The organism is Agrococcus sp. SL85, from assembly GCF_026625845.1.
In the GTDB taxonomy this organism is placed as follows: domain Bacteria; phylum Actinomycetota; class Actinomycetes; order Actinomycetales; family Microbacteriaceae; genus Agrococcus.
In genome coordinates this window covers 232,442-247,969 of record NZ_CP113066.1, presented here as the reverse complement: position 1 = coordinate 247,969, position 15,528 = coordinate 232,442, and the positions used below count along the sequence as shown (strand labels likewise).

The following is a 15,528-nucleotide window of genomic DNA, read 5'->3' as shown; positions in this document are numbered from 1 at the left end:
CGTCGTGGCATGGCACAGCAGCGAGACGAGGACCGCATCATCGGCATCGACGAGGCGGGCTCGGCGGCCCCGGAGAGCACCGCGACCGACGACGGCTGGGCGGACTCGATGGCCGACGGCGAGGACTTCGACGAGTCGATCGGCGAGGGCGCGGGCGAGGAGCGCGTGCTCGCGACCGACGAGCTCGACGAGATCGACGACGACGACGCCCCCGAGGGCGCGCAGGCGCGCGACGAGGAGTACGAGGGCGACGACCCCGCCGACATCCCCGAGGAGCAGGGCGGCTCGCCCGCGGCGTACGACGCCGACGGCGACGGCGTGCCCGACCGCCTGCCCGAGGGCACCGACGCCGTCGTCGACGGCGACGACGACTGGGAGTAGCGAGCCGCGCCGTCCCGGAATACCATTCCCTCACGACTCCAGGAGGCAGCCATGGCCAAGCAGACCATCGTCCAGAGGATCCGCGCGTTCTTCCGCGACCTCACCGGCTCCGGCGTGCGCACCTACGACGACCCGCACACCGCGGGCGGCAACGACGAGCGCGACCACCAGGCGGGCGCCGACACCGGCATGCGCAACCAGATGCGCTCGTTCAACGGCCAGTAGCCCACGACCGCCGGCCCTCGGGCTCGGCGCCCAGGACAGCAGGAGGGCCCCCGCCGAGGCGGGGGCCCTCCGTCGCGTCCGGGACTACTTGCCGGACCAGCCGGCCGAGCCGAGCTGCTTCGTGGCCTCGACGACGCGGGCGGCCATGGCCGTCTCGGCGGCCTTGCCCCACGCGCGCGGGTCGTACTGCTTCTTGTTGCCGACCTCGCCGTCGACCTTCAGCACGCCCTCGTAGCCCGAGATCATGCTGTGCGCCACCGAGCGCGTGTAGGCGTACTGCGTGTCGGTGTCGATGTTCATCTTGATGACGCCGCTCGCGACGGCCTCCGCGATCTCGGCGTCGGTCGACCCCGAGCCGCCGTGGAAGACGAGGTCGAGGGGCTTGGGGCCCGTGCCGTGCTTCGCGGCGATGCCCGCCTGGATCTCGCCGAGCAGCTCCGGGCGCAGCTTGACGTTGCCGGGCTTGTAGACCCCGTGCACGTTGCCGAAGGTGAGCGCGGCGATGTAGCGGCCCTGCTCGCCGAGGCCCAGCGCGTCGACGGCCTGCTCGACGTCGCCGAGGGTCGTGTAGAGGGCGTCGTTCGAGCCCTCGTGCTGCACGCCGTCCTCCTCGCCGCCGACGACGCCGATCTCGACCTCGAGGATCGCGTCGATCGCCTTGAGGCGGGGGAGGAGCTGCTGCGCGATCTCGAGGTTCTCGGCCAGCGGCACGGCCGAGCCGTCCCACATGTGCGACTGGAACAGCGCGGGGCGGCCGGCGGCCACCTCCTCCTCGCTCGCGGCGATGAGCGGCAGCAGGAAGGAGTCGAGGGCGTCCTTCGGGCAGTGGTCGGTGTGGAGGGCGACCGTGACGTCGTAGGCCTTCGCGACCTCGGTGACGTACTTGGCGAAGGCGATCGCGCCGCCGGCGCGGTTCTTGACGCTCTGGCCGGCGAAGAAGTCGGCGCCGCCCGTGGTGACCTGGATGATGCCGTCCGAGCCGGCCTCGGCGAGTCCCTGGAGGACCGCGTTGATCGTCGACGACGACGACACGTTGATCGCGGGGTAGGCGAAGGCGTTGGCCTTGGCCTTGTCGAGCATCTCGGCGTACTGCTCTGGGGTGGCGACGGGCATGCACAGCTCCTTGACTCGTCTCGGCGGCCGCCGTGGACGCAGCCGCGCATGTCGTGGCTCAGCCTAGCGAGCGCCCTCGCGCGGGGCGGGATCCGGATCCCGGGGTGGCGCTCGACCGCACTTCCTATAGGGTTGACATTGCACATCCCCCGCCCGAGAGGGTGCCGACCGAGGAGAGCGCAATGACGCGACTGTTCAACGACCCGAGCCGGTTCGCCGACGAGATGATCGAGGGCTTCGCCGCCGCGGCCGCGCGCTGGGTGCAGGCCGCCCCGGGCGGCGTGGTGCGCTCGACGCGCGGCGACGACGACCAGGTCGCGCTCGTCATCGGCGGCGGCAGCGGCCACTACCCGGCCTTCGGCGGCCTCGTGGGGCCCGGCCTGGCCCACGGCGCCGTCATGGGCAACCTCTTCGCCTCGCCCTCCGCGCACCAGGTCGAGCAGATCGCCGGCGTCGTGCACCAGGGCCGCGGCGTGCTGCTCAGCTACGGCAACTACGCGGGCGACGTGCTGCACTTCGACCAGGCGCAGGCGCACCTGCGCGAGCAGGGCATCGACGTGCGCACGGTCACCGTCACCGACGACATCTTCAGCGCGCCGCGCGGCGAGGAGCGCCGGCGCCGCGGCATCGCGGGCGACCTGGCGGTCTTCAAGGTCGCGGGCGCCGCGGCCGAGGCGGGCTACGACCTCGACGGCGTCGAGCGCGTCGCGCGGCGCGCGAACGACCGCACGCGCTCCTTCGGCGTCGCCTTCTCGGGCTGCACGCTGCCCGGCGCCGACGCGCCGCTCTTCACCGTGCCGGAGGGCCGCATGGCCATCGGCCTCGGCATCCACGGCGAGCCCGGCATCGACGAGGTCGACGTGCCGACGGCCGACGAGCTCGCGGAGCTCTGGGTCGAGCGCCTGCTCGACGAGGTGCCCGAGGGCGTCGAGGTCGAGGGCGCGCGCGTCGTGCCGCTCGTGAACGGCCTCGGCTCGGTGAAGTACGAGGAGCTCTTCGTCGTGTACCGCCGCGTGCACCGCCTGCTCGAGGAGCGCGGCATCGAGGTGGTCGAGCCCGAGGTGGGCGAGCTGTGCACGAGCTTCGACATGGCCGGCGCCTCGCTCACGCTGCTCTGGCTCGACGAGGAGCTCGAGGAGCTGTGGACGGCGCCCGCCGACGCCCCCGGCTTCTCGAAGGGCTCGGTCGCGCCGCAGCGCCGCGCCGAGGCCGTCGTCGTCGAGGCGCACGAGGAGGCCGTGCCCGAGTCGAGCGCGGAGTCGCGCGACGCGGCCCACCTCGTGGCCGCGGCCCTTCGCGCCGCGGCGGCGGCCGTCGACGAGGCCGCCGACGAGCCTCGGCCGAATGGACGCCGTCGCCGGCGACGGCGACCACGGCATCGGCATGCAGCGCGGCTCGCGCGCCGGCGCCGCTGCGGCGTCGGCGGCCGCCGAGGCGGGCGCGGGCGCGCAGACGACGCTGCAGCGCGCCGCCGACGCCTGGAGCGACCGCGCGGGCGGCACCTCCGGCGCCATCTGGGGCGAGATGCTGCGCGCGCTCGGCCGCGAGCTCGGCGACCAGCAGGAGGTCACGGCGCAGCTCGTGGCCGACGGCGTCGCCGCCGCGAAGGACGCCGTGATGTCCTTCGGCAAGGCCACGGTCGGCGACAAGACCATGATCGACGCGATCGTGCCCTTCGCCGACGACCTGGGCCAGCGCGTCGCCGGCGGCCAGCGCCTGCGCGACGCGTGGGGCCACTCCGCCGGCGTCGCCGAGGAGGCCGCGCAGGAGACCGCCTCGATGGCGGCCACCCTCGGGCGCGCCCGCTCGCACGGCGACAGGTCGATCGGCACCCCCGACCCGGGCGCGGTCTCGTTCGCGCTCATCTGCACGACCATCTACGACGTCCTCACCGCGGACAGGGAGCAGTGACCATGGCGATCCGCCTCATCATCGGCAGCGACAAGGCCGGCTACGACTACAAGGAGGTCCTGAAGGCCGACCTCCAGGGCCACGCGCTGCTCGAGTCGATCGTCGACGTCGGCGTCGACGACCCCGACGGCGCGACCTCCTACCCGAAGGTCGCGATCGAGGCGGCGGAGCGGATCGCGCGCGGCGAGGCCGACCGAGCGATCCTGTTCTGCGGCACGGGCCTCGGCGTCGCGATCGCCGCGAACAAGGTCGCGGGCATCCGCGCCGTGACCGCGCACGACTCCTTCTCGGTCGAGCGCTCGATCCTCTCGAACGACGCGCAGGTGCTCTGCATGGGCCAGCGCGTCGTGGGCATCGAGCTCGCGAAGCGGCTGGCGAAGGAGTGGCTGACGTACGAGTTCGACCCCTCGAGCCACTCGCAGGCGAACGTCGACGACATCTGCGCCTACGAGGGCTGAGATGCGCCGGCTGCTCATCGGCTCGAGCCTGAAGATGTACTTCGGGCGCGCGCGCCAGATCGAGTGGACCCGCGAGGTCGCGCGCATCTGCGCCGCCCACCCCGCGGTGCAGGATGGGGTCGTGGAGCCCTTCGTCATCCCCACGTTCCCGTCGATCCCCGACGTCGTCCCGATCGCGGCCGAGGGCCGCATGCTCGTGGGCGCGCAGGACCTCCACTGGGAGGACGAGGGCGCCTTCACGGGCGAGGTCTCGGCGCCGGAGCTCGCCGAGCACGGCGTGCGGCTGGCCGAGATCGGCCACGCCGAGCGCCGCGCGATGTTCGGCGAGACCGACGGGACGGTCGCGCGGAAGGTCGCGGCGGCGCTCCGCCACGGCATCGCGCCCGTGCTGTGCATCGGCGAGGCCGACGAGGGCGCCCCCGACGCCGCCGCGGCGGCATGCGTCGCCCAGGCTCGAGGCATCGCTCGCGCTCGCGCGCGAGGCCGGGGCGACCGGCCGCCTCGTCGTGGCGTACGAGCCCGTCTGGGCGATCGGCGCGCCCGCGCCCGCGGGCGACGACCACATCCGCGCGGTCGGCGGGGCGCTCCGCGCCCACCTCGCCGGCGATCCCGCGCTCGACGCGCAGGTCATCTACGGCGGCAGCGCGGGCCCCGGCCTCCTGCCGCGCATCGCCGACGGCGTCGACGGCATGTTCCTCGGCCGCTTCGCGCACGACCCCGCCGCGTTCGGCCGCATCCTCGACGAGGCGCACGAGCTCGCGGGGGCGTCGCGATGAGCGCCGCGCTGCCGATCCGCGGCGTGAGCGAGCTCGAGCGCAGGGGGCTCCGCGACCGCGTCTACGACCGCATCCTCGCGATGCTGCTCGAGGGCGACGTCGAGCCGGGCTCGCGCCTCTCGATCGACACGCTCGCGAAGCAGCTCGACGTCTCGCCCACGCCCGTGCGCGAGGCGATGGTGCAGCTCGAGCGCACGGGCCTCGTGACGCGCGAGGCGCTCAAGGGCTACCGCGTGGCGCCGCCGCTCGGCGAGGCGCAGCTCGCCGAGCTCTTCGACGCGCGCATGATGCTCGAGCTCGAGGCGGCTCGGCTCGCGGCGCCCCGGGCCGAGGCGCTCGTGCCCGAGCTGCAGCGCGCGCACGAGGCGCACGAGGCGTGCGCCGCCCGCATCGTGGCTGCCATGGAGCAGGGCGAGGTGCCCGTCGCGATCACGCGCGACTACTTCGAGGCCGACAACGCCTTCCACCGGCTCATCTTCGCCGCGACGGGCAACCGCTACCTCGTCGCGATGCACAGCGACCTCGGCGCCCTCACGCACCGCCTGCGGCAGGCGGTGCTGCGCGGCACGAGCGACGTGGAGGAGGCCCACGTCGAGCACGAGGCGATCCTGCGCGCCTTCGAGCACCACGACGAGGGCGCGGCGGTCGCGGCGATGCGCGCCCACATCGCGGGCGTGCGCGCGCGCTCGATCGGCGAGGAGCGCGCGGCAGGCTGAGCCCGTTCCGGCCGGGATGCGGTCGCGGGTTGCGCGCACGTCCTCGCCTGTCTATATTTCCTATAGGATCTTTTCGACGGCGACAGACGATCGCCCGGATGCGACGGAGCAGAGGGAATGGCACAGCAGCCTGCGTTCACCGCCGAGGAGTGGCCCATCGCCACCTGCCTGCACGGGATCCCCGCCGTGGGCCGAGACGGCGTCGCCCTCCACGACGCGCCCGCCGAGGTCTGGGACGCCGCGTTCGCGCAGGTCGCCGACGTCGGCTTCGCCATGGCCGAGCTCGCCGACAGCCACATCCGGCCCGCCGACCTCGAGGCGAGCCGCAAGGACGAGCTCTTCGACATCCTCGCGACGCACGGCATCTCGCTGCCCTCGGTGCACCTGCAGCGGCAGAGCGTCATCATGCCGGGCCACGAGGAGCGCAACCTCGCCTACGCCCACCGCACGATCGACGCCGCGGCCGAGTGGGGCATGCAGGTCTTCTCCACCGGCCTGCACCAGCCCTTCTCCGAGGCGCAGCGCGCGGCGCTGTGGTTCTGGACCGCGCAGGGGCCGAAGGACCCCGACGACCCCGAGGTGTGGGCCGCGGCGGTCTCTCGCCTGCGGGAGCTCGGCCGGCACGCGGCCGAGGTGGGGCTCCGGATGTCGCTCGAGATGTACGAGGACACCTACCTCGGCACCGCCGACTCCGCGGTGCGCCTCGTCGAGGAGATCGGGCTCGACAACGTCGGCCTCAACCCCGACATCGCCAACCTCATCCGCCTCCACCGGCCCATCGAGGACTGGCGCGAGATGCACGCCAAGACGCTGCCCTATGCGAACTACTGGCACGTGAAGAACTACACGCGCGACGAGGCCGCCGACGGCTCGTGGGCCACGAGCGTCCCCAGCTCGATGGAGGCCGGCCTCATCAACTACCGCCAGGTCGTGCGCGACGCGCTCGAGCTCGGCTTCGACGGCATCTTCCTCATGGAGCACTACGGCGGCGACAGCCTCGGCAACTGCTCCACCAACGAGCGCTACCTCCGATCGCTCCTCCCGAAGGGCTGAACGCATGACCACCAGGACCATCGCCGTCGTCGGCTCCGGCTACATGGGCGGCGGCATCGCGCAGGTGCTCGCGCTCGCGGGCCACGACGTGCGCATCGCCGACGTCTCGCAGGAGATCGCCGAGCAGAACCTCCAGCGGCTCCTCGACGAGGCCGCCGCCTTCGTCGCCGACGGGCTCTTCCCGGCCGACGCGGTGTCGCGGATCCGCGAGCACCTCACGGCCGCCGCATCGATCGAGGAGGCCGTCGCCGACGCCGACCTCATCGAGGAGGCGGTGCCGGAGAGGATCGAGATCAAGCACGAGACGCTGCGGCGCATCTCGGCCGCCGCGCGGCCCGAGGCCGTCATCAGCTCGAACACCTCGACGATCCTCATCGAGCGCCTCGCGGAGGCCGTCGAGCGCCCCGAGCGCTTCCTCGGCGTGCACTTCTCGAACCCGGCGCCCTTCATCCCCGGCGTCGAGATCATCCCGCACGCGGGCACCGACGAGGCCGCCGTCGCGCTCGCCGAGGCGGTCGTGGCGGAGACGGGCAAGGAGACCGCGCGCGTCTCCGACGCGACCGGCTTCGTGCTCAACCGCCTGCAGTACGCGCTCTTCCACGAGGCCACGCAGCTCGTCGAGGAGGGCGTCGCGACCCCCGACGACATCGACACGATCGTCCGCACGACCTTCGGCTTCCGCCTGCCGTTCTTCGGCCCCTTCGCGATCGCCGACATGGCCGGCCTCGACGTCTACTCGTTCTGCTACGCCTCGCTGCAGACGCGGTGGCCCGAGCGCTTCGCGACGCCCGAGAGCCTGCAGCGGCTCGTCGACGAGGGCAGGCTCGGCACGAAGTCGGGTGCCGGCTACCTCGACGTGCCCGCCGAGCGCACGCCCGAGCTCGTCGCCTACCGCAACCGCGCCTACGTCGCGATGCAGCGGCTGAAGGACGAGCTCGGGCCCGCACCCATCCACCCCGCCTCGACCGACGAGGCCGCCGCGCGCTGAGGCGCGGCAGAGCACGCGAAGGAGCGTCATGGCAACCGCCTTCCCCCAGTCCCGCACCGTCGTCCTCACGGGCGCGGCCTCGCCGCGCGGCATCGGCCGCGCCGCCGCCCACTTCCTCGCCGAGCGCGGCTGGCACGTGGGCATCATCGACCTCGACGACGCGGCCGCGCGGGCCGTGGCCGCCGAGATCGCCGAGCAGCACGGCGTGCAGGCGGCCGGCGCCGGCGCGAACGTCGCCGACGAGGCGGCCGTGCGCCGCGCCTTCGACGAGCTCGAGGCCGCGCTGCCGCAGGTCGTCGCGCTCGTGAACCTCGCGGGCGTCTCGAGCCCCGTGCCCTACCTCGAGGTCTCGGCCGAGGAGTGGCACCGCGTCGTCGACATCAACCTGCACGGCGTGCACCACGCCACGCGCCGCGCCGTCGAGTCGATGGTGCAGCACGGCGTCGGCCGCGTCGTCAGCCTCTCGTCGGTCTCCGCCCAGCGCGGCGGCGGCACCTTCTCGAAGACCGCGTACTCGGCCGCGAAGGCCGGCGTCATCGGCTTCACCCGCTCGGTGGCGCGCGAGGCTCGGGCAGGAGGGCATCACGCTCAACGTCGTCTCGCCCGGCCCGATCGACACCGACATCATGGGCGGCACGCTCACCGAGGAGCGCAAGGCCGCCATGGCGGCCGACGGCGTGCTGCCGCGCATCGGCACCCCTCGGGACATCGCCGCCGCCATCGCCTACCTCATCAGCGAGGACGCCGGATTCGTGACGGGCCAGACCCTGAACGTCGACGGCGGCCTCTACATGCACTGAGGCGGCCATGGGCACCTGGTCCAAGTCCCGCATCCTCTTCCTGCTGCTCGGCGTCGTGTGCGTCGGCATCGGGATCTGGCTGATCGCCCAGGGCGCGTAGCGCCCGTCCCACACCCATCACGGCACTCGCGAAGGAGCGAAGCAGCATGTCTCATGTGCCCGGTACCACCAGCGGCCTGGCCGCAGCCCAGGGGGAGAGCCCCGCGCTGCGGTCGGCCATCGCCAAGGCGTCTCGGCATCTCATGCCGATGCTCGTCGTCCTCTACTTCGTCGCGTTCCTCGACCGCACGAACGTCGGCTTCGCGGAGGACGCGCTCGCGGTCGACCGCGGGATCTCGGCCGGCGCCTTCGCGCTCGGCGCGGGCATCTTCTTCATCGGCTACGCGATCTTCGAGATCCCGTCGAACCTGCTGCTGAAGCGGTTCGGCGCGCGCTTCTGGCTCGCGCGCATCGCGGTCACGTGGGGCATCGTCGCCGCCGCGTTCGCGTGGACGACGAACGACACGATGTTCATCATCCTGCGCTTCCTGCTCGGCGTCACCGAGGCGGGCCTGTTCCCGGGCGTCATCCTCTTCCTGTCGGAGTGGTTCCCGAACAAGCACCGCGTGAAGATGTTCGCCATCTTCTACCTGGCGCAGCCGTTCTCGCAGATGCTCGGCGCCCCGCTCTCGGGCGGCCTCATCAGCTTCGGCGACCAGTTCACGCCGTGGCACGGCTGGCAGGTGATGTTCTTCGTCGAGGGCGTCATGGCGATCGTCGCCGGCCTCCTCGCCCTCAAGTTCCTCATCAACAGCCCGCAGGACGCGAAGTGGCTCGACGAGGACGAGAAGCGCGCCCTGACCGACGTCATGGCGCAGGAGGACTCGGTCCGCGAGGCCGACGGCCCCACCGGCATCTGGCGGGCGATGGGCAACTGGAAGGTCTGGTACTTCACGATCATCTACTTCTGCCTCCAGATCGCGGTGTACGGCACCACGTTCTACCTGCCGCAGCAGGTGGCGAACCTGCTCGGGCAGGACGTCGGCTGGCAGGTGGGCCTCGTGGCGGCCATCCCGTGGCTCGTGGGCCTGTTCGCCTGCTACTTCTTCGGCCGCGCCGCGAACACCGTGCGCCGCCGCAGGCACTGGGGCACGATGTTCTACCTCGCGACGGGCGTGTTCATCCTCGGCTCCGCCTGGGCGGGCGCCGCGGGACAGCCGATCATCGGCATCCTGTGCATCACCCTCGCCGTCGCGAGCTTCCTCTCGGTCGGCCCCATCACGTGGTCGTACCCGACGGCGTTCCTCACGGGCACGGCGGCGGCCGCGGGCATCGGCCTCATCAACTCCCTCGGCAACCTCGGCGGCTTCGTCGCGCCCATCATGCGCACCGCGGTCAACGAGGCGGTCCCGACCGACGCCGGCACGTGGGGCGTCGTCTCGCTCGGCGTGTTCGCGTTCCTCGCGGCGGTCATGCTCGCCGCGACCAAGCGGTTCACGGCGAAGGCCGACACGCTGCTCGAGGAGGAGACCGCGCCCGGCCACTAGGCGGGGCGCAGCATCCGAGCGGATGCACGAGGGCCGGTGCGGGGATCGCGACACCCCGCGCCGGCCCTCGCCGCATCCGCGCGGCGCTCGCCGCTCCTGCTTCGGGCGAAGGATCCGCGGATCCTTCGCCGCACCGGGCGGGGCGACGATCGCCCCGCTCACTAGGCTCGAAGCAGCCAGCCGACCCCGATGGAGGACACCCGTGCCGCAGCGCCCCGACGAGGCCGGAGGCCACAGCGCCCCGGTCTTCGACAACCCGGACCGCAACCTCGCGATGGAGCTCGTGCGGGCCACCGAGGCCGCCGCGATCCGCGCCGTGCCGTTCATCGGCCGCGGCGACAAGAACGCCGCCGACGGCGCGGCCGTCGACGCGATGCGCACCTTCCTCGCGACCGTCGCCTTCGACGGCGTCATCGTCATCGGCGAGGGCGAGAAGGACGAGGCGCCGATGCTCTTCAACGGCGAGCACGTCGGCAACGGGCGCGGCCCCGCCTGCGACATCGCGGTCGACCCCATCGACGGCACCTCGCTCACGGCCGCGGGGCGCCAGAACGCGCTCTCGGTCATCGCGGTCGCCGACCGCGGCTCGATGTACGACCCGATCGACGCGTTCTACATGGACAAGCTCGTCGGCGGCCCCGAGGCCGTGGGCGTCGTCTCGCTCGAGCAGTCGATGCGCGACAACATCCGCGAGCTCGCTCGCGCGAAGGGCCGCGACGTCGAGGACATCGTCGTCGCCGTGCTCGACCGGCCCCGCCACGCGGAGCTCATCGAGGAGATCCGCGCCGCGGGCGCCGGGACGCGCCTCATGCGCGACGGCGACGTCGCCGGCGGCATCAACGCCTCGCGCTGGGAGAGCCGCATCGACCTCTGCGCCGGCGTGGGCGGCACGCCCGAGGGCGTCATCACCGCGTGCGCGATCAAGGCGCTCGGCGGCTTCATGGAGGGCCGGCTCTCGCCGCAGTCGGACGAGGAGCACCGCAAGGTCGCCGCGGCCGGCCACGACCTCACCCGCGTGCTGGGTCTCGACGACCTCGTCTCGAGCGACAACACCTACTTCGTCGCCACGGGCGTGACCGACGGCGGCCTGCTCGACGGCGTGCGCCGCAAGGGGCCGCTCATCCGCACCGAGTCGCTCGTGCTGCGCTCCAAGACCGGCACGGCGCGCCGCGTCATCGCTGAGCACCGCGCCGAGAAGTGGCTCGAGAAGGAGTCCACGAGGGGCTGACGGGCGCCTCTCCAGCCGCCCGGGGCAGGATGGGCGGCATGGGCATGCCTCTCGTCGAGGGCTCGACGCGCCTCGTGGGCGTCGACCTCGCGCGCGCGATCGCGCTCGCGGGCATGATGGCCGCCCACACCGCGCTGCAGCGCTCGTCGCCCGATGCCGTCGTGGCGGCGGTCGACGGGCCGCCCTCGACGCTCTTCGCCGTGCTCGGCGGCGCGAGCCTCGTGCTCGCCTCGCGCAGACGGCTCGCCGAGGGCCGCGTCGGGGCGGCCGTGCGAGCCGCCGTCGCGCGCGGGCTCGCGGTGCTGCTCCTCGGGCTCCTGCTCGTGCCCGTGGCGCCCGCGGTCGTCGTGGTGCTGCCGCCCTTCGGGCTCGCGATCGTGGCGTGCGGCGCGCTCCTCGCGGCGCCGTCGGCGGTGCTGTGGGCGCTGCTCCTGCCCATCGCGGCGCTCGGCGGCTGGGCGTCGGCGCTCGCGCACGAGCGGCTGCCGGCGCTGCAGGAGCCGCTCTCGATCACGACGGCCGTCGCCGACCCCGCGGCCTCGCTCGCGGCGCTCGCGCTCACCGGCGTCTACCCCGCCCTGACGTGGATCGGCTACCTCCTCGTCGGGATGCTGCTCGCGCGGTGGCTGCTCGCACGCCGGGCCGCGGGGGAGGAGCGGGCGGCGCTCGTGCGCGTCGCGGGGCTCGGCGCGCTGCTCGTGGGGCTGGGGGTCGCGAGCACCGAGCTCGCGCTGCACCTGCTCGCGCCGACCGCGGGCGGGCTCGAGGCGGCACGCGATGCGCTCGTGGTGAACGGCTACGGCGCCGCGGCGAGCGGCGAGCCGCTGCTGCAGGCTCGTCGCCGCGCCCCACACGGGCACGCCCGCCGACGTCGCCCGCACGGTCGGCATCGCGCTCCTCGTCGTCGCGGCGACGGGGCTCGTGGCGGCGCGGCTGCCCGCCGGGGCGCTCCGCGCGCTCGCGCCCGTGCGCGCGATGGGCGCGGCGCCGCTCACGGTCTACGCGCTGCACGCGATGCTCGTGTCGGTCCTCCTCGTGGTCGGGCCCGCGGCGGTCGCCGCCGGGTGGGGCGGCTGGGCGCTGCAGGCTGGCCGTCGGGCTCGGCATCGGGGCCGCGCTCGCCGCGACCGGCGCCCGGGGGCCGCTGGAGGCCGCCGTGGGGGCGCTCGCCGCGCGGGCCGCGCGCGACGAACCTGGGAGGCCGCGGGGTTGACCGGAGCGGAACTCCGCTCCACAATGGCGTGACCTGGACGATTGTCCACATCCTGTCGCGCGGTCCCGGAGGGCGCACGACCCGTCACGAGGAGCTCGCATGGCCACCCGCATCGCCGTCCAGGACCGCACTGCTCGCAGGAAGGTCCGGGCGATCCTCGCCGGCGGGCTCGTGCTCGGCGTGGGCGCCGCGGTCACGCTCGCCGCGTGGACGGACGACGAGTTCGCGACCGGCATCTTCACGGCGGGCCAGTTCGACCTCGAGGGCTCGACCACGAGCGCGACGGCGGGCTTCACCGACCACGAGAGCGCCGAGGACGCGGCCGAGCTCGAGTTCACCGTGCCGCTCGCGGGCAGCCTCTCGCCCGACGACGTCGTCTTCGCGCCCTTCTGGGTGCGCCTGGCCGAGGGCACCTCGACCGACGCGACGCTCGACCTCGCGGCGCTCACGACGGCGCCCGGCACCCCCGACAACACCGCGAACCTCGCGTGGGAGGTCGTGGCGCTCGCGCCCGGCGCCGCGTGCGACGCCGCGGGCATCGCCGGCGGCACCTCGCTCGGCTCCGGCACGACGCTCGCCTCGGCGCCCGCGGTGGGCGGCGCCACGATCGAGCCTCGTGAACGGCGACCCCACGACCGGGCCGGGCGAGGCGGCGGCGCTGTGCTTCGAGGTCGTCGCGGGCCCCGACCTCGAGCAGGGCGGCTCGGCGACCGCCACCTGGCAGGCTCACGGCGACCTCGACGGACTGAGGCCGCCGTGGCAGGCCTCCACCGCCGCGCCCCCGACCGCCGCATCCGCAGGCTCCGCGTCCGCGCCGGGCTCGCGGGCGGCCTCGTGCTGGGCCTCGGCGCCACCGCGACGCTCGCCGCCTGGACCGACGACGAGCACGCGCGCTCGAGCGTCGAGGCCGCGCGGTTCGGCATCGAGGGCACCGTGAACGGCACGACCTACGCCGAGCACCCCGTCGGATCGCCCGCGACGCTCTCGTGGACGCCCACGACGCCGCCCTTCGTCCCGGGCGCCACGACGTACGCGCGCTTCGGCGTCCGCACGATCGCCGCCTCCGCGGCCGGCACCGTCACGTTCCAGCAGCCGACGCTCGACGGCGTCGCGACGACGGGGGCCGAGGGCGTCGCCGACCAGGCGCTGCTCGGCGCGCTGCGCTACTCGGTGCGCGTCGTCACGACCCCGACCGCCGACTGCGCCGCGGTCTTCGCCGGCAGCCAGGGCACGGCGCTCGTCACCTCGCAGCGCCTCGACGCCGCCATCTCGCCCGCCGCCCAGCCCCTCCCCGCCGCGGGCGCCTCCGGGCAGCATCACTGCATGCAGCTCGTGCTGCCGAGCGACGCCCCGAGCGCCGCGCAGGGCGGCGCCTTCGGCATCACCTGGCGCTTCACGGGGTCGACGTGATCGCCGCGGCGCTCGCGGCCGCGCTCGTCGCCTCCGGCGTCGCGGCCACGGGCGTCGCCGTGCCGGTGCCGGCGGCGCGCCCGTCGAGCACGACCGTGGTCGAGGGCGAGGTGCTGCGCCTGGAGTCGGTGCAGGATCGCGCCGCGATGGCCTCGATGGCGGTGGGGGTCCCCGTCGCGTGGGACCTCGGGGTGAGCGCCGGCCGCGACGACGGCACGATCGCGCTCGCGCTCGAGTCGAGCGCGACGCCGCGCGCCTTCCGCGCGACGGTCGTCGCATGCGGCGCGAGCGTCGCGGGCTGCGAGCGCGGCGCGACGCTCGCCTCGGGCGAGGTCCGGGACGGCCGGATCGCGCTCGGCGAGCAGCGGGCCGCGGCCGCGGCCTGGTACCGCATCGAAGTCGTGCTGGTCGAGCGCGCGGCGGCGACCGCGGCGCTCACGTTCCGCGCCGTGGGCCTCGGCGACGAGGTCGCGAGCGAGGGCGGCGCCGCGCCCGGGCCGGGGCCCCAGGCGGGGGCGCTGCCGCAGACGGGCGGGGCGATGCCGCCGTGGCTCCTCGCGGCCGGCGGCGCGCTGCTGCTCGCGGGCGCCCTCGCGGTCGCGCGGCGCGGCGGGGCGGAGGCAGGGCGGTGAGGCCGGCGCGCGCGATCGCGGCGATCGCGGCCGCGTCGTGCCTGCTCGTCGCCGCGCACGCGGCGCCGCCCGTGCTCGCCGCCTGGACCGACACCGAGGCGGCGCGCGCGACGGTGCGCGCGGGCGTCGTCACGCAGCCGGTCGCGACGAGCTGCGCGGGCGTGCTGCTGGGCAACCAGGTGACCTTCCAGTGGTCGCACGGCAGCACCGGGGAGGTGCGCACCGGCTACCTCGCGCAGGTGCGCACCGAGGCGGGCGCGCTCGTCGACCAGGCGGTGCTGCCCGCGACGACCACCAGCGTCTCGGTCACCGCGAGCCAGCGCCTCGTCGTCGAGGTGCGCGCCTTCGCGGGCAGCGCCACCGGCTGGACCTCGACCGCGCTCCGCGGCCTCGCCGTGCCCGGCGTGCTCGGCCTCGTCGCGCCCTCCTGCCAGCGGTGGTCGTGAGTCGCCGCGGCGTCGCGTGGCTCGGGCGCCGGGTGCTCGACGTGCTCGCGGTCGCCGGCTCGCTCTGCATCCTGCTCGCGATCGGCGCGGTCGTGCTCGGCTGCTCGATCATGCTGTTCGCCACGGGCTCGATGGCGCCCGCGATCCCGGCGGGCTCCGCCGCGCTCGTGCGCGAGGTGCCCGCGACCGAGCTGCGCCCGGGCGACGTCGTGACGGTCGACCGGGCTGGGGCGCTGCCGGTCACGCACCGGATCGTCGAGATCCTCGCGGTCGAGGGCGAGACCGTCACCTTCACGATGCAGGGCGACGCGAACGCCGCGCCCGATCCCGCGCCCTACGCCGTGGAGCGCGCGCGCGTCGTGCTCGCCGCCGTGCCCGGCGTCGCCCCGGCGATCCAGGCGATGCAGCAGCCGCTCGTGCTCGGGGGCGTCACGCTCGCGGGGGCCGCGCTCGTCACGTGGGCCTTCTGGCCGCGGCGCGAGCGGGTCGACGACGAGGGGCCGGCCCTCGAGGACGCCCCGGCGGACGGTCGCTGAGGACGCCGTGCGGTGTCGTGACGGCCCGGCGCGGTCGCATCGGCGCGGCGGGTTCGACGCGCCCGGAGGTCACGGAACGGTCACGGTCGCGCGGGCGGTTTGACACCGGCGGCCTG

The 15,528-nt window shown here is 74.5% G+C and carries 14 protein-coding genes and 4 pseudogenes; 17 read left to right on the top strand and 1 reads right to left on the bottom strand.

Annotated elements, in window-relative coordinates; all coding sequences use genetic code 11:
- The first annotated feature begins 9 nt into the window (after nucleotides 1-9).
- Entirely contained in the window at nucleotides 10-381 is a 372-nt protein-coding gene (locus OVA14_RS01170; protein ID WP_267504505.1) for a hypothetical protein, read from the top strand.
- Nucleotides 382-432: 51 nt separating this feature from the next.
- Nucleotides 433-606, top strand: a complete 174-nt coding sequence (locus OVA14_RS01165) for a hypothetical protein (protein WP_267504504.1) — start codon at nucleotides 433-435, stop codon at nucleotides 604-606.
- Between the two features lie 84 nt (nucleotides 607-690).
- On the opposite strand, the gene fbaA is transcribed toward OVA14_RS01165, so the two are convergent.
- Nucleotides 691-1,719: a class II fructose-bisphosphate aldolase gene (gene fbaA / locus OVA14_RS01160; protein ID WP_267504503.1), complete on the bottom strand. Its 1,029-nt coding sequence runs from the start codon at nucleotides 1,717-1,719 to the stop codon at nucleotides 691-693.
- Between the two features lie 182 nt (nucleotides 1,720-1,901).
- On the opposite strand from fbaA, the pseudogene OVA14_RS01155 reads away from it, so the two are divergent.
- From OVA14_RS01155 to OVA14_RS01095, 15 genes and pseudogenes are all read left to right on the top strand, one after another.
- Nucleotides 1,902-3,630, top strand: a pseudogene (locus tag OVA14_RS01155) (dihydroxyacetone kinase family protein).
- A gap of 2 nt (nucleotides 3,631-3,632) precedes the next feature.
- Nucleotides 3,633-4,088 carry a ribose-5-phosphate isomerase gene (locus OVA14_RS01150; protein WP_267504502.1) on the top strand — a complete coding sequence of 152 codons (456 nt, stop codon included), beginning with the start codon at nucleotides 3,633-3,635 and terminating at the stop codon, nucleotides 4,086-4,088.
- Nucleotide 4,089: 1 nt separating this feature from the next.
- Nucleotides 4,090-4,491 (top strand): annotated as a pseudogene (locus OVA14_RS13430) (triose-phosphate isomerase family protein); the annotation flags it as partial.
- 103 nt (nucleotides 4,492-4,594) lie between these two features.
- On the top strand, nucleotides 4,595-4,864 hold the full coding sequence (locus OVA14_RS13425; RefSeq protein ID WP_324288054.1) for a triose-phosphate isomerase: 270 nt from the start codon (nucleotides 4,595-4,597) through the stop codon (nucleotides 4,862-4,864).
- Nucleotides 4,861-5,580 carry a GntR family transcriptional regulator gene (locus tag OVA14_RS01140; RefSeq protein ID WP_267504501.1) on the top strand — a complete coding sequence of 240 codons (720 nt, stop codon included), beginning with the start codon at nucleotides 4,861-4,863 and terminating at the stop codon, nucleotides 5,578-5,580. Before OVA14_RS13425 ends, OVA14_RS01140 begins: the two co-directional genes overlap by 4 nt.
- Nucleotides 5,581-5,697: 117 nt before the next feature.
- Nucleotides 5,698-6,633 (top strand): sugar phosphate isomerase/epimerase family protein, encoded by a 936-nt coding sequence (locus OVA14_RS01135; RefSeq protein ID WP_267504500.1) that lies wholly within the window; start codon nucleotides 5,698-5,700, stop codon nucleotides 6,631-6,633.
- 4 nt (nucleotides 6,634-6,637) lie between these two features.
- On the top strand, nucleotides 6,638-7,621 hold the full coding sequence (locus tag OVA14_RS01130; RefSeq protein ID WP_267504499.1) for a 3-hydroxyacyl-CoA dehydrogenase family protein: 984 nt from the start codon (nucleotides 6,638-6,640) through the stop codon (nucleotides 7,619-7,621).
- Between the two features lie 28 nt (nucleotides 7,622-7,649).
- Nucleotides 7,650-8,421 (top strand): annotated as a pseudogene (locus OVA14_RS01125) (SDR family NAD(P)-dependent oxidoreductase).
- Between the two features lie 146 nt (nucleotides 8,422-8,567).
- Nucleotides 8,568-9,947, top strand: a complete 1,380-nt coding sequence (locus tag OVA14_RS01120) for an MFS transporter (RefSeq protein WP_420710606.1) — start codon at nucleotides 8,568-8,570, stop codon at nucleotides 9,945-9,947.
- Between the two features lie 274 nt (nucleotides 9,948-10,221).
- On the top strand, nucleotides 10,222-11,175 hold the full coding sequence (glpX, locus tag OVA14_RS01115; RefSeq protein ID WP_267505457.1) for a class II fructose-bisphosphatase: 954 nt from the start codon (nucleotides 10,222-10,224) through the stop codon (nucleotides 11,173-11,175).
- 29 nt (nucleotides 11,176-11,204) lie between these two features.
- Nucleotides 11,205-11,801 (top strand): annotated as a pseudogene (locus tag OVA14_RS13705) (hypothetical protein); the annotation flags it as partial.
- A 686-nt stretch (nucleotides 11,802-12,487) separates the two neighbouring features.
- Nucleotides 12,488-13,798 carry a SipW-dependent-type signal peptide-containing protein gene (locus tag OVA14_RS01110; protein ID WP_267504497.1) on the top strand — a complete coding sequence of 437 codons (1,311 nt, stop codon included), beginning with the start codon at nucleotides 12,488-12,490 and terminating at the stop codon, nucleotides 13,796-13,798.
- Entirely contained in the window at nucleotides 13,795-14,430 is a 636-nt protein-coding gene (locus tag OVA14_RS01105; RefSeq protein ID WP_267504496.1) for an LPXTG cell wall anchor domain-containing protein, read from the top strand. Before OVA14_RS01110 ends, OVA14_RS01105 begins: the two co-directional genes overlap by 4 nt.
- Entirely contained in the window at nucleotides 14,427-14,876 is a 450-nt protein-coding gene (locus OVA14_RS01100; RefSeq protein ID WP_267504495.1) for a hypothetical protein, read from the top strand. Before OVA14_RS01105 ends, OVA14_RS01100 begins: the two co-directional genes overlap by 4 nt.
- Complete coding sequence (locus OVA14_RS01095) at nucleotides 14,867-15,412, top strand: signal peptidase I (protein ID WP_267504494.1); 546 nt, start codon at nucleotides 14,867-14,869, stop codon at nucleotides 15,410-15,412. The genes OVA14_RS01100 and OVA14_RS01095 overlap by 10 nt, the downstream gene beginning before the upstream one ends.
- Nucleotides 15,413-15,528: the final 116 nt, after the last annotated feature.